At 44.2% G+C, this 22,731-nt stretch carries 25 protein-coding genes; 6 read left to right on the top strand and 19 right to left on the bottom strand.

What is annotated here, in order from left to right:
* Positions 1-3 precede the first annotated feature (3 nt).
* The 4 genes from MHI48_RS14585 to MHI48_RS14570 all read right to left on the bottom strand — a co-directional run bounded on the left by MHI48_RS14585 (position 4) and on the right by MHI48_RS14570 (position 2,822).
* Positions 4-348, bottom strand: a complete 345-nt coding sequence (locus MHI48_RS14585) for a rhodanese-like domain-containing protein (RefSeq protein ID WP_405144434.1) — start codon at positions 346-348, stop codon at positions 4-6.
* A 51-nt stretch (positions 349-399) separates the two neighbouring features.
* Positions 400-1,044 (bottom strand): SDR family oxidoreductase, encoded by a 645-nt coding sequence (locus MHI48_RS14580; protein ID WP_405144432.1) that lies wholly within the window; start codon positions 1,042-1,044, stop codon positions 400-402.
* Positions 1,045-1,181: 137 nt separating this feature from the next.
* Positions 1,182-1,607 carry a MarR family winged helix-turn-helix transcriptional regulator gene (locus tag MHI48_RS14575; RefSeq protein ID WP_405144430.1) on the bottom strand — a complete coding sequence of 142 codons (426 nt, stop codon included), beginning with the start codon at positions 1,605-1,607 and terminating at the stop codon, positions 1,182-1,184.
* 186 nt (positions 1,608-1,793) lie between these two features.
* A complete protein-coding gene (locus tag MHI48_RS14570; protein ID WP_405144428.1) occupies positions 1,794-2,822 on the bottom strand; it encodes an ABC transporter substrate-binding protein in 1,029 nt (342 codons plus the stop codon).
* Between the two features lie 211 nt (positions 2,823-3,033).
* On the opposite strand from MHI48_RS14570, the gene MHI48_RS14565 reads away from it, so the two are divergent.
* Positions 3,034-3,846, top strand: coding sequence for an undecaprenyl-diphosphate phosphatase (locus MHI48_RS14565; RefSeq protein ID WP_036608062.1), 813 nt, complete (start codon positions 3,034-3,036; stop codon positions 3,844-3,846).
* A gap of 87 nt (positions 3,847-3,933) precedes the next feature.
* On the opposite strand, the gene MHI48_RS14560 is transcribed toward MHI48_RS14565, so the two are convergent.
* Both MHI48_RS14560 and MHI48_RS14555 read right to left on the bottom strand, forming a co-directional pair.
* Positions 3,934-5,112: an MFS transporter gene (locus MHI48_RS14560; RefSeq protein WP_405144425.1), complete on the bottom strand. Its 1,179-nt coding sequence runs from the start codon at positions 5,110-5,112 to the stop codon at positions 3,934-3,936.
* A 144-nt stretch (positions 5,113-5,256) separates the two neighbouring features.
* Positions 5,257-6,114: an arginase family protein gene (locus tag MHI48_RS14555; RefSeq protein ID WP_405144423.1), complete on the bottom strand. Its 858-nt coding sequence runs from the start codon at positions 6,112-6,114 to the stop codon at positions 5,257-5,259.
* Between the two features lie 105 nt (positions 6,115-6,219).
* On the opposite strand from MHI48_RS14555, the gene MHI48_RS14550 reads away from it, so the two are divergent.
* A complete protein-coding gene (locus MHI48_RS14550) occupies positions 6,220-6,585 on the top strand; it encodes a helix-turn-helix domain-containing protein (RefSeq protein WP_036608870.1) in 366 nt (121 codons plus the stop codon).
* A 141-nt stretch (positions 6,586-6,726) separates the two neighbouring features.
* On the opposite strand, the gene MHI48_RS14545 is transcribed toward MHI48_RS14550, so the two are convergent.
* Positions 6,727-7,197, bottom strand: coding sequence for a GNAT family N-acetyltransferase (locus tag MHI48_RS14545; protein WP_340020327.1), 471 nt, complete (start codon positions 7,195-7,197; stop codon positions 6,727-6,729).
* A gap of 205 nt (positions 7,198-7,402) precedes the next feature.
* Between MHI48_RS14545 and MHI48_RS14540 the strand changes: the two genes are divergently transcribed.
* Positions 7,403-8,068: an MBL fold metallo-hydrolase gene (locus MHI48_RS14540; RefSeq protein ID WP_405144421.1), complete on the top strand. Its 666-nt coding sequence runs from the start codon at positions 7,403-7,405 to the stop codon at positions 8,066-8,068.
* Between the two features lie 128 nt (positions 8,069-8,196).
* Here the strand turns inward: MHI48_RS14540 and MHI48_RS14535 are convergent, their stop codons facing one another.
* Positions 8,197-8,820, bottom strand: coding sequence for a hypothetical protein (locus tag MHI48_RS14535; RefSeq protein WP_076327649.1), 624 nt, complete (start codon positions 8,818-8,820; stop codon positions 8,197-8,199).
* 224 nt (positions 8,821-9,044) lie between these two features.
* Here MHI48_RS14535 and metE point away from each other — a divergent pair, with 224 nt between their 5' ends.
* Positions 9,045-11,339 carry a 5-methyltetrahydropteroyltriglutamate--homocysteine S-methyltransferase gene (gene metE, locus MHI48_RS14530; RefSeq protein ID WP_076327650.1) on the top strand — a complete coding sequence of 765 codons (2,295 nt, stop codon included), beginning with the start codon at positions 9,045-9,047 and terminating at the stop codon, positions 11,337-11,339.
* Positions 11,340-11,500: 161 nt separating this feature from the next.
* Here the strand turns inward: metE and MHI48_RS14525 are convergent, their stop codons facing one another.
* The 7 genes from MHI48_RS14525 to MHI48_RS14495 form a co-directional block, all read right to left on the bottom strand.
* Positions 11,501-12,052, bottom strand: coding sequence for a redoxin domain-containing protein (locus MHI48_RS14525; protein ID WP_253508302.1), 552 nt, complete (start codon positions 12,050-12,052; stop codon positions 11,501-11,503).
* A 2-nt stretch (positions 12,053-12,054) separates the two neighbouring features.
* Entirely contained in the window at positions 12,055-12,768 is a 714-nt protein-coding gene (locus MHI48_RS14520; RefSeq protein WP_036670852.1) for an ABC transporter ATP-binding protein, read from the bottom strand.
* Complete coding sequence (locus MHI48_RS14515; protein ID WP_036670851.1) at positions 12,761-13,582, bottom strand: ABC transporter permease; 822 nt, start codon at positions 13,580-13,582, stop codon at positions 12,761-12,763. The genes MHI48_RS14520 and MHI48_RS14515 overlap by 8 nt, the downstream gene beginning before the upstream one ends.
* A 28-nt stretch (positions 13,583-13,610) precedes the next feature.
* Positions 13,611-14,192 carry a nitrous oxide reductase accessory protein NosL gene (locus MHI48_RS14510; RefSeq protein WP_051449728.1) on the bottom strand — a complete coding sequence of 194 codons (582 nt, stop codon included), beginning with the start codon at positions 14,190-14,192 and terminating at the stop codon, positions 13,611-13,613.
* Complete coding sequence (locus tag MHI48_RS14505) at positions 14,189-15,577, bottom strand: nitrous oxide reductase family maturation protein NosD (protein WP_235193811.1); 1,389 nt, start codon at positions 15,575-15,577, stop codon at positions 14,189-14,191. Before MHI48_RS14505 ends, MHI48_RS14510 begins: the two co-directional genes overlap by 4 nt.
* A 317-nt stretch (positions 15,578-15,894) precedes the next feature.
* Positions 15,895-16,569, bottom strand: coding sequence for a bacillithiol biosynthesis deacetylase BshB2 (gene bshB2 / locus MHI48_RS14500; protein WP_036670850.1), 675 nt, complete (start codon positions 16,567-16,569; stop codon positions 15,895-15,897).
* 23 nt (positions 16,570-16,592) lie between these two features.
* Positions 16,593-16,937: a YojF family protein gene (locus MHI48_RS14495; RefSeq protein WP_017688572.1), complete on the bottom strand. Its 345-nt coding sequence runs from the start codon at positions 16,935-16,937 to the stop codon at positions 16,593-16,595.
* A gap of 269 nt (positions 16,938-17,206) precedes the next feature.
* Between MHI48_RS14495 and MHI48_RS14490 the strand changes: the two genes are divergently transcribed.
* Positions 17,207-17,992, top strand: a complete 786-nt coding sequence (locus MHI48_RS14490; RefSeq protein ID WP_076327653.1) for a DUF817 domain-containing protein — start codon at positions 17,207-17,209, stop codon at positions 17,990-17,992.
* Between the two features lie 92 nt (positions 17,993-18,084).
* Here MHI48_RS14490 and MHI48_RS14485 read toward each other — a convergent pair whose 3' ends face one another.
* The 4 genes from MHI48_RS14485 to MHI48_RS14470 all read right to left on the bottom strand — a co-directional run bounded on the left by MHI48_RS14485 (position 18,085) and on the right by MHI48_RS14470 (position 21,830).
* Complete coding sequence (locus tag MHI48_RS14485) at positions 18,085-18,699, bottom strand: hypothetical protein (protein WP_179086462.1); 615 nt, start codon at positions 18,697-18,699, stop codon at positions 18,085-18,087.
* A gap of 225 nt (positions 18,700-18,924) precedes the next feature.
* Positions 18,925-19,833 carry a UDP-N-acetylmuramate dehydrogenase gene (gene murB / locus MHI48_RS14480; RefSeq protein WP_370511408.1) on the bottom strand — a complete coding sequence of 303 codons (909 nt, stop codon included), beginning with the start codon at positions 19,831-19,833 and terminating at the stop codon, positions 18,925-18,927.
* 185 nt (positions 19,834-20,018) lie between these two features.
* Positions 20,019-20,999, bottom strand: a complete 981-nt coding sequence (locus tag MHI48_RS14475) for an SDR family NAD(P)-dependent oxidoreductase (protein ID WP_405144416.1) — start codon at positions 20,997-20,999, stop codon at positions 20,019-20,021.
* A 168-nt stretch (positions 21,000-21,167) separates the two neighbouring features.
* Positions 21,168-21,830 (bottom strand): hypothetical protein, encoded by a 663-nt coding sequence (locus tag MHI48_RS14470; protein WP_405144414.1) that lies wholly within the window; start codon positions 21,828-21,830, stop codon positions 21,168-21,170.
* Between the two features lie 163 nt (positions 21,831-21,993).
* Between MHI48_RS14470 and MHI48_RS14465 the strand changes: the two genes are divergently transcribed.
* Positions 21,994-22,668, top strand: a complete 675-nt coding sequence (locus tag MHI48_RS14465) for a class I SAM-dependent methyltransferase (protein WP_405144412.1) — start codon at positions 21,994-21,996, stop codon at positions 22,666-22,668.
* Positions 22,669-22,731: the final 63 nt, after the last annotated feature.

Genomic DNA, 22,731 nt, shown 5'->3' with positions numbered 1-22,731 from the left:
CTTTTACTTCATCACATAAAGACATTCAAATCCATGCTTTCGCAAAATACGAACAGCCTTTTTGGATTGAAGCATACCAGGTGACATTATAATTACGTTATCTTCTCGAAGAAGGTATTTTTCCCATGTGAAAGCAAGGCGTCCCAATGAGATGTTAATCGTATCCGGAGTAGGATTAGCCAAATAATCCGTCGCATCTCGAATATCAATCACTTTATACTGCCGAAAATCACGCTCTTGTCTGAGAAATACTTGATAATCTATATATTCAAGATTGCGTACTGGCCAAAATTGACGTACAACGATGAAGATACCTAATATGAAGGTCAAAAGCATCAACATAATCATTGTATAGCCCTCTCTTAACTCATCAGATATCGTTGAAAATTTTGTTTCGGATCAGAGCCCACTCAATGCCTCAGATATTGTATCCTCACCAGCGATTAGATCAAATGAACGCTTGTAGGTATTCTTCTCACTCAAACTGGCCCAAATCACATGAGCTACATCTTCACGAGCAATGTTACCGGTTGTTATATTCTCAGCAGCAGTAACTTTACCTGTTCCCGGTTCATTCATTAGAATCCCTGGACGTATAATGGTATATGTTAATCCACTGATCTCTAACAATCTATCAGCATAGTGTTTCGCTGCATAATATGGAAGGATGTTATCATGCCAGTTCTCACGATTATTGGCTTGGATCGCACTCACCATGATAAATCGATCAATACCCGCTTTTTGAGCCGCTTCAATGGTTTTCCCGGCACCATCCAGATCAATCAGGAGTGTTTTATCATATCCCGTTGTACCGCCAGAACCAGCCGCAAATACAATGGCATCACAACCCGTTGCAGCAGCTACAAGTGAGTCAACCGTACCTTCCAAGTCGGCAAGCACCGTTTCCACACCCTGTGCTGCAAATGAATCTACCTGTTCTTGTTTTCGTACCATGGCAAGAACGGTGTGTTCTTCACTATTCTTCAAAAGATGAATAAGCTGTTGACCAATCTGTCCATTTGATCCTACAACGAAGACCTTCATGTTCAATACCTCCTTTATACAAAATCACCGCACCCATATTAAATTCATGCGCATGCATTTAATTTAACGGATATATTAATGAGTGTCAAGTCTTCTTATAGGGTAAATGACTACATTACCCTATATTTCCCCTAGCCTTAGAACAATTCTTTAGTGAGGTTCTCTAATCGAGTCTCAAATCCATCCTGTTCCAATTCAGTTTGCAAGACCTGATTAAACATTTGAAGTGCTTTCTTGTATTTATTCTCTCCAAGCTCCGTAATACGAGTGTAAATGCCACGTCGGTCATCTTCACATGCATGTCTTTCCAGAGCCCCACAGTCTTTGGCTTCCATCCTAACGACGAGCCTGGAAGTAGCACTTTGGCTCAACCCTACTAGTTCTTGAAGTTGCTGTAAGCGTAATTCCTTACCCTCCGCATTATATATGAAGTTTAACACATAAAATTCCTTCAAAGATAAGTCATATTGTTGAAGCAGAGCTTGTTCCAGCTTCTCGTTCAGATGGGTATGAATGTTAGAGAAAGCCAACCAAACATTCAAACGTTCACTCTTTTGCTGCAATCTAGATCACCCCACTTGATATTTAATGTTCATCAGCTGTTATCCTATTGTATCAAGCTTAATTACATTGGTCAAAACCCATCCAAGTTCGACGTATATAACATTCTAAGCTCATCAGAAGAGCATTTCCCCGTCTTGTAACGACATTTGGAAATGCTCCAGTATTACCATTTATGCAGTCTAATCTTACTTCGCGGTAAGCAAGCTATCGGAAATAAATTGCAGCTGACCTTCCAACGTTAACGGATCGTTGTACGAGTCTGAAGTCGGATCAAGCTGGAACACATGATTTGCCTTCACCGCAGGCAAGTTTTTCCACAATGTATTATCATATACGATCTTGGGATCGGTTGTATCTCCTGACCACGGGCTGGTGAAGATGATATCCCCCGCATACTCCGGTAATAGTTCCATGGAGATTGAAGCCCATCCAGTCCCGCTGTCAATCGCTTCAGCTTGGGCCTTGGCCGGTGCCTTGAGATCAAACTCCCCGTAAATAATTTCACCGCCTCGACCATAGTTATGACCAAATACAAATAATCCTTTGGCATACGGATTCAGTATGGAAACGGTACGATCGCCTACAGCTTCTTGAACCTTGGGCTTCAGTTCGTTGATCTTCGCTTCCCATTTAGCATTCCAAGCTTTCGCTGCGTCTTCTCTATTCGTGAGCTTACCCATTTCAAGCATTAGATCCTTGAAATTGCGCTTACCATATGCAATCTGTACAACAGGCGCAATCTGCTCCAGCTTATCGATACCCTCTGTTCCAGTGTACACGATAATTAAGTCAGGTTTTAAACTGATTAGTTTCTCTGGTGTAGGCTCTTGACCCAGATCACTGGTACCCGCTGCTGCAAGTTGATCCTTGATATATTTGTTGTTCATCGCTCCTGATAATGCGCCGACTACCGGTGCATCCAGGGCAACAAAGTACCCTGTCGAAAATGATGTCAAATCAATAATGCGCTTAGGATTCTTTGGTACCTGTACTTCGCCTGCATCCGATTGATATGTAACAAGTTCCCCTTCGGCAGTTGCCGTTGATTCAGCGGAAGAAGCTGAATCCGAGTTCGTCTTGGTTTCTGTCTCCGCAGCTGCATTCGTGCTATCACCGGTTGTACTATTGGTCGTCGCAGACTGACCACATGCACTAAGTACAATCAGCAAGATAAGTGCCATCATGATCAATATTGATTTTATCTGTTTACGCAAAATAAACCCACCTTTTCGTTGATATTGATAATCGTTATCAACGATATCATGCTATGCAGGATTTGACAAGCTATGTTTATTTCACCCCCTCTATGAACTCTAACTTGCAAGTCACCAACTTAAACAGCTATCATCAATAGAGTAGACAAGTCACTTTTATTAAAAAGAGAGATCATTGGAAAGCCAATGAAACGTATTAAAGGAGGACAACATGGAAGAGATTATATTGTGGTTAAAGTATTTGTTTTTAGGTATTGTTCAAGGTGCGACGGAGCCAATCCCCGTCTCCTCAAGCGGTCATCTGATCATCGCCCAGAAACTTATGGGCATCAAGCAGAATGGATTGTCATTTGAGATTTTAACAAACACAGCATCACTTATCGCTATTATTTTTATTTTCCGGGAAGATATCAAAAAGTTGATTATTGGTGCATTAGGTTACCTGCGTACTCGTAAAGAAGAATATCGAGCAGACTTCATGTTTTGCTTATACATAATTATTGGTACGATCCCTGCTGCTGTCGTTGCAGTCCTGTTCAAGGACCGGATTGAAGAAATCTTCTCATCCGTATATACCGTTTCCATCGCGCTATTAATCACCGGGGTTGCCTTGTGGCTTATTCGTAATCTTCGTGGTCGCAAGCAAGACGGTGATCTGTCTACGAAAGATGCATTGTTGGTAGGTCTGGCTCAGGCGGTCGCTCTTATTCCGGGGATTAGCCGCTCAGGGGCAACTGTAATTGCGTCCATCGCTGTTGGCATGAAACAGGAAACGGCTTTGAAGTTCTCCTTTATGCTGTACATTCCCATCAGTATTGGCGGACTCATCATGGGGGTATCCGACATTGCCAATGATCCGAATCGATCACAACTGGCTATCCCTTATCTGATCGCATTCATCACGACACTCTTTGTCACGTATTTCTCCATGAGATGGTTTATGGGCATTATGGCCAAAGGCAATCTGAAATACTTTTCGTATTACTGTTTTGCTGCAGGAACATTGTTACTGATCTTCTTATAAAAAATAGTCCACACACCAAAAGGAACAACCAGCGATGGTTGTTCCTTTGTTGTATAGTGGTAGAACCTTAATGACCTATAGCAAGAGCTAGACGGTCAGGCGCGTAGCCTTGTTGCTTCTGTTAATCAGCTCTGTAGCCGCTAACATAACACTGAACAGAATCAGCAGGATCAGGGGTACCATTGACATTCCCCATTGGCTGGCTATAAGTCCCATACCTAACGGGATGAGTGTTGAACCTGTATAGGCACTGGCCATTTCAAGTCCAATTACACTTGGGGATGCCTTCTCACCGAAGCGTTCCGGTGTCGCATGAACAATACTCGGATAGATCGGTGCTCCGCCCAATCCCATGATAAATAAAGCCCCTGCGGCAATCCAGTAAGGAATCGGCATAACCAGGATAACTAATCCGAAGCATCCGACGATTCCACCATATCTGATGAGATTTTTGCTGGATACATGAGTCGAAAGAAAACCTGAGATTACACGTCCCAAGATAATGCCAATGAAAAATAGAGAGGATAGTGCTGCGGCAGTGCCTGGAGAAACTCCTTTGCTAACAATGAAGAAAGAAGCCATCCACAGACCGGTAGCAGTTTCGGAACCGTTGTAACAGAGCATCGCAATCATCGACATTTTCACGCCGGGGATACGTATGGCCTCACGGTTGCTTACGCGTTTCTTCTCATCGCCTGAACCCTCTTCTCTTCCCTTCTCAAAAATCTTCCATAGAGACAAAGTTGATAATAAGACCACCACGATCCCAAGCAAAATCAACGCCACAGTAACGTATCCTGCACGCCAGTTGTTTGCTTGATTCAGCCAATATGCCATAACGAGTGGGCCTGTCACTGCGCCAATTCCCCAGAAACAATGCAACCAGTTCATATGCTTGGCCTTGAAATGCAATGCTACATAATTACTTAGTGCCGCATCCACCGAACCTGCACCTAAGCCGAGAGGGATCGCCAGAATCAGTAAAAACACAAAATTCTCAGAAAATGAGAATCCCAACAGCGCGATCGTTGTTGAGAGGATACTAAATAATGTGACTTTACCCGTTCCGAACCGGTGTAACAATCGGCTGGCCATTAGACTGGACACTACTGTACTAAATGAAATGATTAGCGATATGTAACCAGCCATTTCTGTTGTCGCATGTATATCGTTTTTCATAACGGACCAGGCACTGCCAAGTAAAGCATCAGGTAATCCCAGCCCTATAAATGCGAGATAAATAATGATTAACAATAACGTGACCATCTGGGTGTCTCTCCTCAGTTTGTTTAATTTCTGATTCTCGTCGAACCACCCATATAATAATATTGAAATTTCTATCTGTAATCTTCCTATATTTTGACTCCTTATATCAGTATTCTGATATATTCTGGCGACTTATTACCTATATCACTGGTTCAGGATAGGTATTTCTCCAAGCAAATTCTTCAAGTTAATGGCATCCCACGGCATATGCTCAGTTATCCCTAATCCAACTACATCTGCTTCTTCAGACAGTTCTTTGATCAGACGAAGCAAGTGAGGTATTTGCATGGTTCCCGCTGGTGAAAAAACATAAGGTTCCCCTAGTTTAGCGAATAACAATGAACGGAACATGTTAGGATCAAGCACATCCAGATCAAGATGAATTGCCAGGTGTTTGATACCAGTCTCTTTAAACCACTTCTTAATCGAATCCATGCCATGGGTTAATTCTTCAGTTCCAGCCGTTCGGATACCCAATCTTTGAATCAGATCGGTTTCCTGTTCCATGGGGGTTGTCAACCCGGCCATGAAGACATGTTCGGGCTTCAAGGGGACACTCACATGTTTGGCAAACTCCGGATCGCCTTCCCCAAGAAGGTTTCCGAGCGGTAAAGTATGACCGTTGTCATAGCCCTCGTATCTAACCAGATCACCATGTGCATCAATCCATATCAAACCAAGTTCTCCGCCATATCGTGCATTTAAATAAGCAAACGGGGCTTGTTCAACCAAACAGTCACCGCCAAACATGACAATGCGATCGGGCTGGTGAGCTTGAATAATATGCTGGGCAGCCTGCAATTGCTGAAGTAGATGTGTTCTGCCTTTTATCCCGTTCTCGCTTACCAGAGATGTTCCATCATAAGCCTCAACAGGAACATGAATGAGAGGTTGATCATTGTCAGGTGCAAGCCATGCAAGCAACTCCGCTCCAAATGAGTAGTTTGGATTATCTCCACCTTGCCATTGTGGCATAAGCAGACGTATTGTTTTTTGAGTCATCGTAAATCTCCTTTACTTCAAAGTAAGGTTAGTATAAACTGATCCCAAACAAATAAATAGTACGGTCTTTTATGATAGGTACTACCCGGAAGGATAGTGTAAATGATGAGTATGGCTGAATACCACGGTAAAGTTAAAAACATTCAAGATACCCCTTTTGGATATACGTTGTCTGTTATTGGTGGTAAATGGAAAATGGTGATTTTGTATCTTCTGGCAGAAAACCCACCTGTCCGTTTCAATGAACTAAAAAGACAGATCGGCGCTATCACGTATAAAACGCTGAGTTCACAACTCAAAGAATTAGAAGCAGATGGTATGGTCGAACGGAAAGAGTATCCCCAAGTCCCTCCTAAAGTCGAGTACCGTCTGACAGCCAAAGCTGAAACGTTATTGCCCGTTTTGGAAGGACTATGCGAATGGGGTGTCCAACATCAAGAACCTTCGATCAATAATAGCGCAACGGATTGAACGCTTTTGTCTATATTTCAGATGAGATAATTGGAGTAAATGCAGTATGTTAAAATGCAAAAAGTCGCCAATAGGCGACTTTTTTACTTTTATCTTGTGTTCCTCTGTACGTTCAGCAAATAAAAGCTGTGATTCGTAGAATTATACTTTTTCGTGTATCAGATCTTTCTGGTAGGCCAACACTCTGTCCCAATTGCCACTGAAAACAGGAATTCGATAATACCCTACACGCTCATACAGCGCTGCAGCTTCTGGTTGCAAGGGACCTGTTTGCAGTTTCAGATTCGTATAACCAAGTTCGTTCGCAAGACGCTCTGCCTCGGCCAATATAGCCTGGGCAATCCCCTTACGGCGGTAACCACTGCGTGTATACATGCGTTTAACCTCTACAGATGTATCATCAAGGGGTCTAAGTGCTCCGCAACCGACCGGATACCCGTCGATCCTGGCAACGATAAAAGCCGCACGTGGCACCTCAACGTCTGACAGTTGAAATCCCGCCGTTCCATCACCGCCATATAACAAACCGAGTTCTTCACTCAGTTCCTTGATCAATAGTAGCGAATCCTCGCTCCGAATATCTTCAGCTGCTGCATGCACGATATGTGTCATCCCACATACCCCCTTTATCTTATTGGACTTATTGGTTTAAATGATATATCTAAATTATCATTCCCAACAGCAAGCGTCAATTCCCCCATTCATTGAATATTTCTATAAGCAACCGAACGTATCTTTTTGCAGTCTTTATTCGTTTACATAAGAAATATAACGAGCAACGATGTATATGAATTTCAACTCTCGGAGGTCTGATATTATGGAAATTTCAAAGGGAATAACGATGCTTCAGCTTGATTTTGAGGGGAATATAATTCACCCTGTGCTGATATGGGATGAAGAAATGGTTGTGTTAATTGATACCGGATTCCCTGGACAATATGACGATTTGTGTATCGCACTCGAAAAGATTGGTGTGCCGATCAGCCAACTTAAAGCAGTGATTTTGACGCATCAGGATATGGACCATATCGGGTGTCTTCCCGAGATTTTGCAGGAGTGTGGCTCACAAGTCAAGATATATGCGCATGAGCTGGATAAACCATATATTGAGGGGCAGCTCCCTCTTCTCAAAGATGCTCACCTTGAACATCCTCCAATGGGAAAAGTAGATGAAACGGTTACTGATGGTCAGGAACTGCCGTTTTGCGGTGGAATTCGCGTTATTCATACACCTGGTCATACGCCAGGTCATATCAGTCTATATTTGATGGACAGCAAGACGCTCATCGCCGGAGATTCAATGTACAGTGTAGACGGCATGCTTGGAGGCATTCATGAACCTACTACGCTGGATACAGAGACTGCTCGAATCTCTTTGAAAAAGTATATCGAACTCGACATTTCATCTGTGGTTTGTTATCACGGAGGACTAACTCATAGGAATGTAAATGAACAGATCTCAGAGCTATATAAAATGAACTAACGAATAGTATGCTACCGATGTAGCTTCTTGCAAAAAGCTTGTAGGCGAACGCTCCGCTTCTTCAGGTTCTTTCTGTCCTCTCCGTTTTGTGTAAATGTTTAGTTCAATTTATATAGTTATGGGTTTATTTATTGTTTGGCATACTGCAAAATGGCTGTAGCCGCACGGATTCGCAGCTCTTCTTCTTCACTGTGTAACGCTTCTCTCAGCACATGAAGAGCTGTTTGAATCGTGGCTTCATCTACTCCTGTTGAGAGAGAGTTGGTTGCTTCGGCTGTTATACTGACTGCAAGACCTCGATCCAGCTGTGCTTGTGATATAGGATACTCAAATTTCGCAAGAATGGCTGAATCATTTTGCAGTGCCTGCACTTTGCCATTCAGCTCAGCGAGAGGAATACGACCCAACCATGTAACTCCCCGACGGTGACAGATCAAGTCGTTTTCTGTGCCAGCGGAATCGTCGTAATAATAATCCCCGATATCCCCAACATACGTCCATTCATCATCGCTAATTAATACATAATCTCCATCCTGCATGAGGTTACCAAACATATGTAATGTCGCGAGTGTGCTCGCCAATTCTGCTTCATCCAAGGGATAGTGTTGAACCAACAGTTCCTTCCATAGTTCCCGGGGCGTTTGCTCCAGATCCCCTGTACCTGACCAAGCAATACCAATATAATTGTCTTCCAAAAAGGATGTTACTCTGTTGATTCCGTGCACGGTGGACTGGATATGATACAGATTCATGCGTACCGCCTTCCTTTCAATCATTCGTATGAACATAGCTCACCATTGTAACATTAGTGGGGTCTATTTCAAACGTAATGATCTCTTCAAGTTCTATACTTCATGCTGAACACACCTTTGGATATAGCCTCAGGCTATAACTAGGTATAATTTAATGGAATTACATTATAACTCCGGATCTGTGATAAATTTTGTGTAACATAAAAGCAGAGGGGTTTTAAACGATGACAAAAAGTAGTGTATTGGGATATCCGCGTATTGGTGCTGATCGGGAATGGAAGAAAGCATTGGAAGCGTTCTGGGCAGGTAAGCTGGAGGAAACAGAATTTCATGCACGTTTGCAAGAGATCCGCATCGATCATTTGCGCAAGCAACAAGCAAAAGGCATCGACATCATTCCGGTGAATGACTTTAGCTATTATGATCATATCCTGGATACGGCTGTGATGTTTGGCATTATCCCTAAACGATTTGCTTATGATGGTGGCTCGGTTCCGTTGTCCGTATATTATGGCATTGCACGGGGAACGAAAGATGCCGCAGCAAGTGAAATGACAAAATGGTTCAACACGAACTATCACTACATTGTACCTGAACTGGACGGAGCTTCCCCAACTCTGACGGAGAACAAACCACTTCTCGCTTATCGTGAAGCAAAAGAAAAACTCGGCATTGAAGGCAAGCCGGTTATCGTTGGACCGTTAACCTTCCTAAAGCTCTCCAAAGGCTATGATAAATCCGAGACAGACGCTTGGTTGGACCGCTTGCTTCCACTTTACACTCAATTGCTTCAAGAACTTGCGAGCGAAGGCGTTCAGTGGGTGCAGGTCGACGAACCTATTCTGGTAACCAAATTAAGCGATGAAGACGTACAGCGTCTGAATAAAATATATGAAACATTTGCCGCAGCCGTTCCAGGCCTGAATATTATGTTGCAAACGTACTTTGAATCTGTGGAAAACTACAACGATATTGTTGCACTGCCAGTTCAAGGTGTAGGACTTGATTTTGTACACGGACTCTCTGGTAACACACAATCTATTCGGACATCCGGTTTCCCGGCAGACAAAGTGTTGGGAGCAGGTATTATTGATGGACGTGGGATCTGGAAAGCTTCCCTTCAAGCAAAACTGAATTTGCTGAATGAATTGACTGAGTTCGTGACGCCTGAACGTATCATCGTGCAATCATCTTGCAGCCTGCTACACGTGCCAGTAACAACAGACCGTGAGGCAAAACTTACATCTGAACTGAAGAATGCCCTCGCATTTGCAGATGAAAAGCTGGATGAGATTGTTCTTTTGACTACAGCCTTATCTTCACCAAGTGCAGAGATTACTGCCAAAATAGACGAAGCAGAGCTTCCTCTTCTGGCGCTTCAGGAATCCGAAGATCGGAACCGTACCGCTGTACAGAAAGCCGTTGCTTCCATCAGTGTTCAACAGCCGGAGCGCTCCCGTCCTTTTGCAGAGCGTCATGAAGCTCAACAGGCCAAATGGCAATTGCCACTCTTCCCGACAACAACGATTGGTAGTTTCCCACAATCTGCTGAAGTCAGAAAAGCACGTCAGTTGTGGCGTAAAGGCGAATTGAACAACGAACAGTATGCTGCCTTCATCCGGGAGCAGATTGATATCTGGATTAAGATTCAGGAAGAGATCGGAATTGACGTATTGGTACATGGCGAGTTTGAGCGTACCGACATGGTTGAATTCTTTGGCGAGAAACTTGCCGGTTTTGCCTTTACACAGTTCGGCTGGGTTCAATCGTATGGTTCACGTTGCGTGAAGCCACCTATTATCTTCGGCGATGTTGCATTTACGGGTGAAATGACGGTGGAAGAAACGAAATATGCTCAATCGCAGACAGAGCGTCCTGTCAAAGGCATGCTGACTGGCCCGATTACCATCATGAACTGGTCATTCGTACGCGAAGACATTGCTCGTGAGCAGATTGCCTATCAATTGGCGTATGCGTTGAGACAGGAAGTCGAGGCACTTGAACAGGCAGGCATTGGTATGATTCAGGTTGACGAGCCGGCTGTTCGTGAAGGGCTTCCGCTGAAAGAAAATGAACAAGCCGATTACCTGGCTTGGGCGGTCAAAGCGTTTCGTATCTCCACGTGCACGGTGCATGAAACGACTCAAATCCATACGCATATGTGCTATTGCGAATTCCATGACATGATTGATTCCATTGAAGCTATGGATGCAGATGTTATCTCCATTGAGACATCCCGTAGTCACGGTGAACTAATTCATAGTTTTGAAGAAAATACGTATGAGCTTGGTATCGGTCTTGGCGTATATGATATCCATAGTCCACGTGTTCCAAGTGTGGATGAAATGAGCAGCATGATTGAACGCGCTCTTCGTGTTCTTGATCCGAAGCTGTTCTGGATTAACCCGGACTGCGGATTAAAAACCCGTGGACAAGAAGAAACGGTAGCTTCTCTGCGTAACATGGTTGATGCAACCAGAATCGCTCGTAACAATCACGCTTCAGCTGCTGTATTGTAATCGGCTGCGAAGCAGCATAACTTCAAGAGTAAAGCCGGACACCCCTTCGTTAAATGGGTGTCCGGCTTTTTATATGGCTACTTTTAACGTACATTCATTTCACTTGTAACATGGCGATCTCTGGCGTTCCTGCCCCTTTTCTCAACATCCAACGCTTACAACTAGATACTATCTTTCAGCCATTGCTGCAATGGTGTATCTTCGGTCAGTTCACCGAGCAATATATGACGGAACTCTCCGTCCTTATCAATAACCATCGTTGCCGGTAAACCTGTAATCCGATACATGCCTGATATGTTGCCCGTCACATCAATGATCACCGGGAAATCAAACGCCTGCTTATCCATAAACTCACGAATCGTGCCCTTCGATTCCCCCACGTTAACAAACAGGGTTTCCACGTCGTTCTGATAGTCCTGAGCAATCTGGTGAACGAGCGGCATCTCCCTTACACAAGGTGTGCACCATGAAGCCCAAAAGTTAATCATCACGGCTTTGCCCCGATAATCGGACAGTCTGACTTGTTCGCCTTCTGAATTAACCGCTGTGAACTCAGGGGCTCTTGCACCTGCTTGAATAGTGTTGCCACGCCCAGATTCGGGTGTCGATACATTTTCGAAAATAGCCCATGTACCTACTAACAATGCGATCACACCAATCAAAATTGTAAGTGTACGTCTGCTTTTAAAACTTTTTTTCTGCAATAAACTCACCTTCACTTTAAGCCAAGACTTTGATGAAATGCTGCATGGAGCGAACCGAATTGATCACAAAAGTCGTGAGTAGAGCCCTCTCCAACATTACGTCCATGGTTCATGAATATCACCTGATCCGCAATGTCGTCTGCGATCTCCAGCTGATGGGTCGAGAACACGACCATGTGGCCTTCCTGTTTGATGCCCTTGAGCAGCTGAGTTAATTCCTGCATCCAGAATGGGTCCAGTCCATTCGTTGGCTCATCCATGATGAGCAGTGGAGGTTTCGACAGCACAGCCTGGGCGAATAACACACGTTGGCGCATGCCTTTGGAGAAGGTCGTAACCCGGTTTTTCTTTTGATCCTCCAAACCTACCATGGTCAGTACTTCCTGTACTCTCTCCTTGGGAACTTTCCTCAGAGAAGCCCAGAACAGAAGCATTTCCTCCGCACTCAGTCCTTGATTAAATTGATAATCGTCCGGCATATATCCAATCTGCTCTGAATAACGCTTGCGCTCCTTCAACCATCGTACATTGTTCACTGCAACCTCACCGGAGGTAGGCCGAAGAATTCCTGCGATCATACGCAGCACCGTGCTCTTTCCTGCACCATTCCCTCCACAGAGGGCAAGCACTTGGCCTGAAGTAATGCGAAAGGAGATATCCTCAACAATTGGTTGCTTTTTAATGGATTTGCACAATCCCATCACTTCGAGTCCCACTTTATCCATGAGAACGCCCCCTCTCCCAGATCGCATATACCGCCAGGACAGAGAAAGCAATCCAGAATAGGCATATCCCGATGAAGATCCAACTGCCATTTGGTTGCTGCACCCACTCCACCCATCGATAATATTCTGGTCCAAGAATGGAGCCACCTCCCAGTTTGATGACTACAAACAATCGCACCAGCTCGGCCGGATTGATGAGTGTTAGCATAACCAGCAGAGGTTTCACCCATAGATAAGGCATCAGTCCCAGCACAGAGAGCAATAACGTCGGCCATCCAATGACAGCGAAGAACCATACGGTCACGGATATGGTTAACGCCTGCCACCGATTGCGCGACAACGAACCGATAAATAGCGCCAACGTCAGGAATAACAACACCAGTCCACACGAGAATGCCAGAAAAAGAAGATATGTCATGACATCCAGTGGATTCCCAATCACTCCGCTAATGACCCCCATCAGGCCGTATCCAAACGCAACAATGGTAATTAAAACAATCGACAGCCCAAGATACTTCCCCACAATAAAAGACATCGTGCCGATGGGATACGTGGACAGCAGTTGCCAGCTACCGTCTTCCTTTTCGGATGTTAGTGAGAAGGAACCGAGGAACAGCGTCATTAATGGTAAGAGGTAAAGAATGAGATTCAACATCGAACCTGTTGTGCCCGAATATCCTTCAACCAGATTCTGCGAATTCAGAAGTAACAAGCTTAAGCTAAAGGTGCAAAAAAGGATCAGAAACGAATACGCCCAAGGATTGCGAAATCCCATTTTCACTTCTCGTCTTGCAATCTGTATCATATCTGACATCATTGATCACCATTTTCTATTGTCATACTTAGTGGCCTGACTCTTCTTTCATCTCACCTTCCTGATGCATCTCATTACCGTCTCCTTCTTCACCATGTCCGTGCTCATCATGCCCATGTTCACCCATCATGTCCATATTCTCTGTGTTCTGTTTCCAGTCATGGGAGGCAAGATCCTCAGCGGTCATAATGGTTCCTACACCTTGCTCTGCAATGAAAGCTTCAGCCGAGGGCTTGTCCTTAAAGTTAAGAATTCCATAGGCCATAGGTGTACGCAATGAAGCGTCGTATACATACGTGGCTTTGCTGTATTCAATCCATTCCTTGTCATTGTAATCACGTACATAGTCCATGCCGATGTTATCTGTGCCATTTTCTGTTTTCCACTGGTTCATGCAGCCGATATCATCGAACTTGTAATTTTGGCCGTCTTTCGTAGTGAGCTGTGTTGCATATGCATCGTCCTTCACCTGCATTTTACAGATCGCACAGATATCCACGTCTTCATTGATCGGCAATGCCGCGTATTTTGTTCCGCAAGCGGTTAACAGCACCATGCCAAACATAAGTACCATCACCATGGACCATCTTCTGTTCAAACTTTTGTTCATTTTCGTAATACCCCCATATAGATGATTATAAAAGTTGCCATACTCAACAGAACTAACCCGAACATCCACACCATCTTGGAACCTGCTGCCCTTTCCACTGACATGTGCAGATCAGATTCCGTATCCATGCTCATTCGTGGAGATTTGTCGGTAGTCCATTGTTCTCTGCCTTCTGTAAACAACTCACTCAGAAAGACCATACCCGGTGATTGGAAAAAGAGCTGATACGCTGAATTTCGACTGACCAGTTGCTCATAAAAAGGATTGATGGCATAGGATATTTCACTGATCCCATCCCGATTCAGATCGAGCCCCTGAAAGGAGTCCCAGTAGTTCTCCATCAGGACATTATTCGGGCTATCCAGCGCCGAAGCTTCAATGACATTAGACACCAATTGGTTACGTGTAAACTCATTAGCTTCTGCCAGAACAAGCTGTATGCCAACAAAATTCCGAAGCACCGCATTGTCATGTATCTCATTGCCTGAGGATTCTGCAATATTCATCCCAACACGATTACCTTCCACTACATTGTTGTGAACAGAGGATTGATGTACGTCATACAATAAAATCCCTTGGGAGTGAACATTAGTACTCTGTTTGCGAAAAGAATTGCCCGATATAACCGTATTCTTGACGCCCATGATCATGGCACCTGTCATGTTCTCTTCTCCGGTATTATCCATGACAGAAGAGCCGTCAATATACATGCAATGGATGCCATACCTCGTATGTAACAGCCTGTTATTTTGCACGATAGACTTGCGACTGTTCTCCAGATAGATTCCATCCCTCATGCCGGTGATCTCATTGGCTTCAATGAAGCTATCATGGGAGTTGTACAGATCAATGCCATTGCCCTTCTGGCCACTGGAAGCAGAATCAGACCCGGCCCACGTAATGTTGTTCCGCTTAATCGTTGCCTGACTCGAATTCCGGATGATCATCCCATACCCCTGGGTCTGAATATGCAGATCCGTGATTTCACTGTTTTTCCCTTCAACCTGAATCGCTGCAGTCTGTTCATTCGTATCATGTTCAATTGTAAAACCGCTCAATTTCACCCCATCCGAGTGAATCATTATCGTAGAGGTGGCTTCCGCATTAACAACTATGACCGTAGGATCACCTTGAATGGTGATGTTTTTGTCAATCGTCACGGGTCCAGAATAACGACCTGATGCAAGTTCAATGACTTCTCCAGGTGCAGAACGGTCAATCATAGGCTGAAGGGGAATGAGCTCACGATGTCCGGAGGAGGCAATGACTGCACCGTGTGGAAGGGATAGCAGGAGCATCATCATTCCGATTAGAAAAATTAAACCCGTAACCCGACTCTTCTTACAACTGTTGAATGTACCCAAGCCTGCCCAAAGACTACTCATGATTCAAACCGCGCAATTCCGGCTTCTTGTTACAGTTGCTTATTGCTGTGGCAATGTATTCAACGGCTCTTACGTTAATCCAAAATATACGTTGGTTGTACACACCATCCCTCCACTCCACTTAAAATCAACTCTCCATGTTCCTCATCCATTGAAGCAACGTAATAAATGAAGCGTTATCACAATCCTGATCATAGTGTACTTAAAATGATATTTATTCCATATAGCTCAATTAGGCTATAGACGCTCCATTTTTGTGTCGATATTGTGATGTGAATCAAAAAAAGCCGCCATATAGGCGACTTCTAAGTAATATATTATTCAAATGGATAGGTCCAAAATGTTTCTCTGCCAAAACGTTTCTTGATTTCTTCATTATTCAGCTCACGATTTCCTACAAGCTCTGCTGCCTGGAATTGTGAACGGTGGGCACGAATGGACGCCATTTTTCGATCCAAAAATTCGGATACATCAACAAATACATCCGGTTTGCCAATGTACTGTTCCTGATTATTAGCGAACGCAACGCAATGAACAATCGGACGTTCATCCACAGGAAGTTTAGTGATTGTACGTATAACAGCGGCTCCCGTTGCATCATGATCGGGATGAACACTGTACCCCGGATAGAACGTTATGACCAGCGTAGGGTTCAACTCTTTAAGTAGCGACATGATGGTGTCTTCCAGTAACTGTGGATCTTCGAACTCCAGCATTTTATCGTGGAAACCCAGCATTCTCAGGTCCTGAATACCAATCGCTTCAGAAGCTTCGATGAGTTCCTGTTTACGGATGCCAGGCAACGTCACTCGGTTGGCAAATGGAGGAATCCCCATATTGCGCCCCATCTCGCCAAGTGTTAGACAAGCATAGGTTACATGGGCACCGCCATCTATGTATTTGGCTAACGTTCCCGATACAGAGAAAGCTTCATCATCTGGATGTGGATATACCACCAAGATGCGCTCATGCTCGTTGTGTGTAGTATTCATGGTTATTCAATCCTCCGCTTTCATCAGAACATCTCTCGGCTTAATTGTAACGCCACAACTAGTTTACCTTGGCTGTCGTGACCGGCGAGAATCAGTCTTTCTTGTTCCTGCTCATCAATATGTGTAAGTCCTTCGGCGTAAAGCCATCCCTGCGTTGTTTTCAGACCAACACGGTATGGACCTGTACCTGAAATGGACCCCTGCGTATATCGTATGGCCGCATTAGTAATGAATGCCGATGCTGGATGTTTTGTACTGTCCATGTGTTGTGCGTAAGCACCTGACGTAAGTTCTAGATGTACGTATAAGTCCTGATCAGCAAGATTATTGATCCGGAGCTGAATGTCTTGAGGTTTAATCGGTTGCATAGCGGCCTCCTTGTCTAATGTAATTGTACGAACTTCATTTTAACATAACCACACAAGAGAATATACATGGAGTGACCCTGTCGACCTCACATAGAGCCCTCTCATGATGATTCCAGTTTGAAAACAAGAACAGATTTGCGTGGTTTTTTCTCTTTTTATTCATGGATCATATCTATATTATGAAGTGTAGGCAAAAACGCCCGTGATGAAGAACCTTAAATTTTAAATGAATCTTGCTCCAACATGTTTGGAAAGGAGTTTAACTCGACTTGAAATCTCTAATACAACTACTTCATTTTGGCTATCATCAGGCCATGAGCTGCATATTTCCCGTAGCGATCTTTGGAACACTGGCACTGTCCAGCGTAATTCCTATTCCTTTCCTTCATCGATATGATGCCATTCTGCTCGTATTGCTTGCTGTGCAGTACCTGATGTATCGAAGCGGCTTGGAAACCAAGGATGAAATCAAGGTCATCTGTGTATTTCACATTATTGGCCTGGTGCTAGAAATCTATAAAGTATGGATGGGATCATGGTCATACCCTGAGCAAGCATACAGCAATATCCTGGGTGTCCCTCTTTATAGCGGATTCATGTATGCAAGTGTAGCCAGTTTTATGTGTCAGGTGTGGCGAAGACTGCGAATGGACATGACCGGATGGCCTGGTTTTGCACCTTCGATGCTGCTCGGAGCAGCCATCTATATTAACTTTTTCACTCATCATTTTATGCCCGATTTTCGCTGGTGGCTGACGGCGCTTGTATTTATTGTCTTCTGGAAAACCTGGATTATTTACCGGGTACGAGCAACGACCTATCGAATGCCCTTATCGCTTGCTTTTATCATCGTTGGTTTCTTCATTTGGACTGCTGAGAACATCGCTACATTTTTCAATGCCTGGAAATACCCTGATCAGCATGATGCCTGGCAACTGGTTAGCTTTAGCAAAATTAGTTCGTGGTTCCTGCTGGTCATCATCAGTGTCATCATCGTTGCGCAGCTCAAATATGTGAAGGCCAATCGAACCGCAGATGATTCAATGTCCAGGTAACTATTTATTCTCTAACCGTAAAACAGCAGCAATCTTAGACTCGTACTTAAAGTCTTCGAATGCCGCTGTTTTTTGCGTGGTTCTATTTGAGATTATTCAACAAATAATGAGCCAAAGTCATCTGCCTCTTCAATGTCTTTATTGATTAAGAGGTTCTCCTTTTCATCATATGCTTTGATTGTATAAGGAGTAGTCGCTGATGAAGGCAGGAATGCGTACCAGGTTTGTTGGTTCTCACCTGCCTCAACCAGCTTCGCATTGAAAGTGGCGGGATTTCCATTGTGCTTGATTTCAACAGTTACACGTTTGATAGTGGAGTCTATGATGTCACCAAATAACATCGGAAACGGGGCCGAGACTTTTTCCAATTTCGGTATGCTCATATAATTCAACGCAAACTTGGATTCAACTGATTCATTAATGGAATATCCTCCACCCCATACCCATTTCCATCCGAAAATGTTCTTGCGGGTATACTCCATCTGAAGATTACTGTTATTTTCCCGACCCTTTTTTTGTGTAAACAAAATCATGCCCCCGTCCACAGCCTCCTGATGAATGAATTGGGAGGTATAAGATTCACCTCTAAATTCTTGAACGGCCCCTTGAGGACTGTTCGCTATAGGAATATGTATAGGTTCATTCAATCCCCAAACTTTGGATATCCGTTGATCGGCTAGCCCGCCAGCTCGTTCATTCATATACATATATGCCAAGATTGACAGGGGCGATAGTAAAATTACCATTGCAGTGATTAGCAAAATTCTCCTGTTACGCTTGATTATCTCCATGTACACTCCTTATGATAACGATGAAATATTAAATACAATCACTCTGATATTACCATTATTAGCATATTAGTTCTTGTTTAAGTATAATTCGGACAATCAAAAAAGGCCGCCATTGGCGACCTTTCAAGTCATTCATCGAAGCTATTCTCCCAGAAAGATTACTTCGGTTTCCAATTCAACTTGGAACGTATCATATACTTTCTTCTGAATAAATTGGATCAGATCCATATAATCCTGGGCAGTAGCGTGATCCACATTTACGATGAAACCTGCATGCTTCATGGAGATTTCAGCACCTCCGATGCGAGTGCCCTGCAAGTTACAATCCTGAATCAGTTTACCGGCAAAATGTCCTTCGGGTCGTTTAAATACACTTCCACAAGAGGGGAATTCAAGCGGCTGCTTGGATTCTCTCAGGAACGTTAATTCCTTCATTTTGCTTGCAATATCTTCCTTGTTTCCTTTTTTGAGCCCGAATTCGGCCTCCAGTATGATATAGTGATCCATCTTGAAGAGACTATTTCGATAACCAAACTTCATCTCTTCTCGCGGGATTTCCAACACTGCGCCGTCTTTGGTGATCACAGTCGCACGTTCAACAACATCGGCGATCTGACCGCCATAAGCACCCGCATTCATGTAAAGTGCGCCCCCCGTGCTGCCGGGAATACCACAAGCAAACTCCAAACCGGTCAAGCTATGCTCCAAAGCAAGTCTGGATACATCAATGATATCAACGCCGCTTTGCGCAATCATGCTGTCCTCATTCACTTTAATTTGATCGAAGTGGCTAAGAGAAATCGTTACTCCCCGGATGCCCCCGTCTTTAATAATGACGTTTGAGCCTTTTCCAATGACCGTCAGAGGTAACTGATGTAAGTTGGCAATTTCCACGATTTTAGTGATTTCGTCTATCGTTGTTGGATGGATGAGAATATCTGCGTTGCCACCTATTTTAATAAACGTGTGATTTTTTAGTGGTTCATTGAATTTCACTTTTTCCAAAGGTATCTGATGCTCAAAAATATTCATGATTTTCTCTCCCTGAATTCATAAAGAAATGATTGCACCATCGCGAAAATGAGATGCTCCTTCTTTATTATATGCTAAATAGGAGATTTTGTTTGAAATTATGTTGTTTTCATTATAATTAATCACATTCTCTTTAGATTTTGAACTTTTCCGTGAGTTCCTGCATGGAAGCAAGCTGTTGCTCTGTTGCCGCAACTACATGATTATGAGAGTTCTATGTCTGTTTGAGTCAGCTTGGCCGATAGCTCCCATAAACGAATAGCTTGCTCAGGGTCGATAGCATACTCCTTGACCCCATAGAAACCTCCATCTTCGGGAGCCATTTCACTGATGTCACAATCCTCGCAGTAGACACCGCCTTTTCCCTCAAGCTGAGGTGAAGTTGCTGCCCAGACTTGCGTTGCTGCCCCCTGCTCAGGTGTTTTGAACGCAGGGTTGGCCACTTGTCCAGATTCATCAATCCAGCCCAGAGCAATCATTTCCTCTTGTGGCATATGACGCTGTAGTGGTGTCATAATTCCGCCTGGATGAACTGAGAAAGCCCGTACGCCGTGCTCTGTACCTCGACGATCCAGCTCAACGCTGAATAAAATCGTTGCTGTTTTGGACTGTCCATAGGCAGGGAATTTCTCATAGCCATGTTCAAATTGGATGTCATCCCAACGAATCGGTGAGAAATGATGTCCCGCTGATGCCAAGGAAACAACACGTGCTCCCCCCTGACTTGCAAGTGCTGGCCATAACAGATTAGTCAGGGCAAAGTGGCCCAGATGATTGGTTGCAAATTGAGCTTCCCAGCCAGGACCAACCCGCGTCTCCGGGCAAGCCATGATGCCCGCATTAAGAATCAGCATGTCAATGTTCCGATCACTCGCCAGAAACCGCTCGGCAAAAGCACGAACGCTGGATAAGTCAGCGAGGTCCAATTCATCTATTTCAACACCTTCCAGACCCGAAAGTGCTTCCTTCGCAACCGCTGGACGACGTGCAGTCACCACGACACGGGCTCCCGCATTAACAAGCGCACGTGTCGTCTCCAACCCGAGGCCGGAATATCCACCCGTTACAATAGCAAGCTGTCCTGACAAGTCCAGATCTCTCAATACATCCTCCGCTGTATTATTATGGTTGAAGCCAGAGTCCATTTTATGTTGTAAAGTTCTAGTATTATTTTCCTGTGTCATTCTGTTCATCTCCTTAGTAATATTTCTACTTCTTCAAAGTCTACACCCTAGAGCGTACTCTAAGTCAAATGGAAGTGAATACATCAACTGCAACTTCTCCGTGCAATCTGTAAACGTAAAAAAGCCGCCAGTTGGCGACTTTCGTTGAAATGATTATAGGCATCCACGTTACGAATCACCCTGAACGGTGGATAACGAAACAAGGACCGGGCTGGCGAAATCAGAGGCCTCTTCTCCTTTTGGATTATGAAGACGGAATAAAAATGCGTCCTCTTCTTCTGATTTCCAGACCATATAATCGCTAATGCCTTCTTCACCAGAGGCCTGAAGATAAAGCTCGGCATGACCAAGCGGGTGTTCTACCAGTTCTCCACTATAATCAGATACCTTACCGGCTTTTACTAATTCTTCTTTACCTGCTGTCTCCAGTTCTGCCAGATTATAATCCGAAGGCAGTGGTTCAATATCCACATAATAGTCAGCGTTACTAGTCAGTGACAGACGGCCTTGAGCAGCATCAAATGTGAAATTCTCGAATACGTACAAGGAAAATCCTTCTCCTTGTTGCAAGGTCGCCTCTAGTGATTGATTTCCATCTGCGGTCAACATTTCAAAACTTGCGGTCTGTGGACGCTCCGTTTCATTTGCTTCTACTGTTCCATCTGTTTCAGATGGTTGTTCATTTTCTGTTGAAGGTGCTGGAGCAGATTCACCTACTGGCATTGATGGTTGAGGGCTAGGCAAAGGTTCATTACTACCAGAGCAAGCTGCAAGTGTTAGAACTATAACGATTAAGGAGATACTCATCATAATAGAACGTGGTTGAAACATCAGGTTCATTCCTCCCTGTCTATATTCTGCGCTTACATGTTATTACCCATGGCTGAGACTCGGAACCCATAGGTCCAACCTATGAGTTTATCCATAATCAGTATTTCCCTTGATGCCTTTAAGTTTGTAAAATATGGAGAAAACCTCAAGGAGTGATGAGCACATGGAATTCTCAGTAAAGCAGTTGTTTGATAAGGTAGCCCAAGATTATGATGTGCAGCGAAAGCAGCTTATCCCTTGTTTTGATGATTTTTATGGACTGGCTCTGGATCTAATGAAAAGCCCGCTCGATTCTCCACGTATTCTTGATCTGGGTGCAGGAACGGGACTGCTCTCCGGATTGGTCCTGCAAAAGTATCCCAACGCGCGATTAACCCTGATCGATATTAGTGATCAAATGCTCGAAGGAGCACGTCGAAGATTTGCTGATGCAAACCAAGTACAGTATGTGATCGGGGATTACTCCAAGTACGATTTCACCAGTTCCTACGATATGATTATTTCCTCCCTGTCTATTCACCATCTGCCCCACGCTGACAAGAAAAAGGTGTTTGACTCTGTACACAAGTTGTTAGAACCAGGTGGATGCTTCATCAACGCAGATCAAGTTCAGGGAAGAACCCCCGATACGGACACCTATTACCGCCAGCGCTGGTTAGAAGCGATTCATCAAAGTGGTTTGTCTGAGGAAGCCATCTCGGCTTCAATCGAAAGACGCAAGGTGGATATCAATGCCACGCTGGAGGATCAATTGGTGTGGTTGGAGGAAGCGGGGTTTCGCGTGGCAGATTGCATGTACAAATACTTGGACTTTGCAGTGTTTTATGCGCAAAAATAAAAAAAGACCTGATTATGGGCAGCTATGCCATGATCCGGTCTTCTCACATGGATTTCGTTCAGC

It is taken from the genome of Paenibacillus sp. FSL H7-0942 (assembly GCF_045040715.1).
GTDB classification, from domain to species: Bacteria; Bacillota; Bacilli; order Paenibacillales; family Paenibacillaceae; genus Paenibacillus; species Paenibacillus amylolyticus.
The sequence above is the reverse complement of the archived record's forward strand: the minus strand, read 5'-3'. Positions and strand labels throughout refer to the sequence as shown.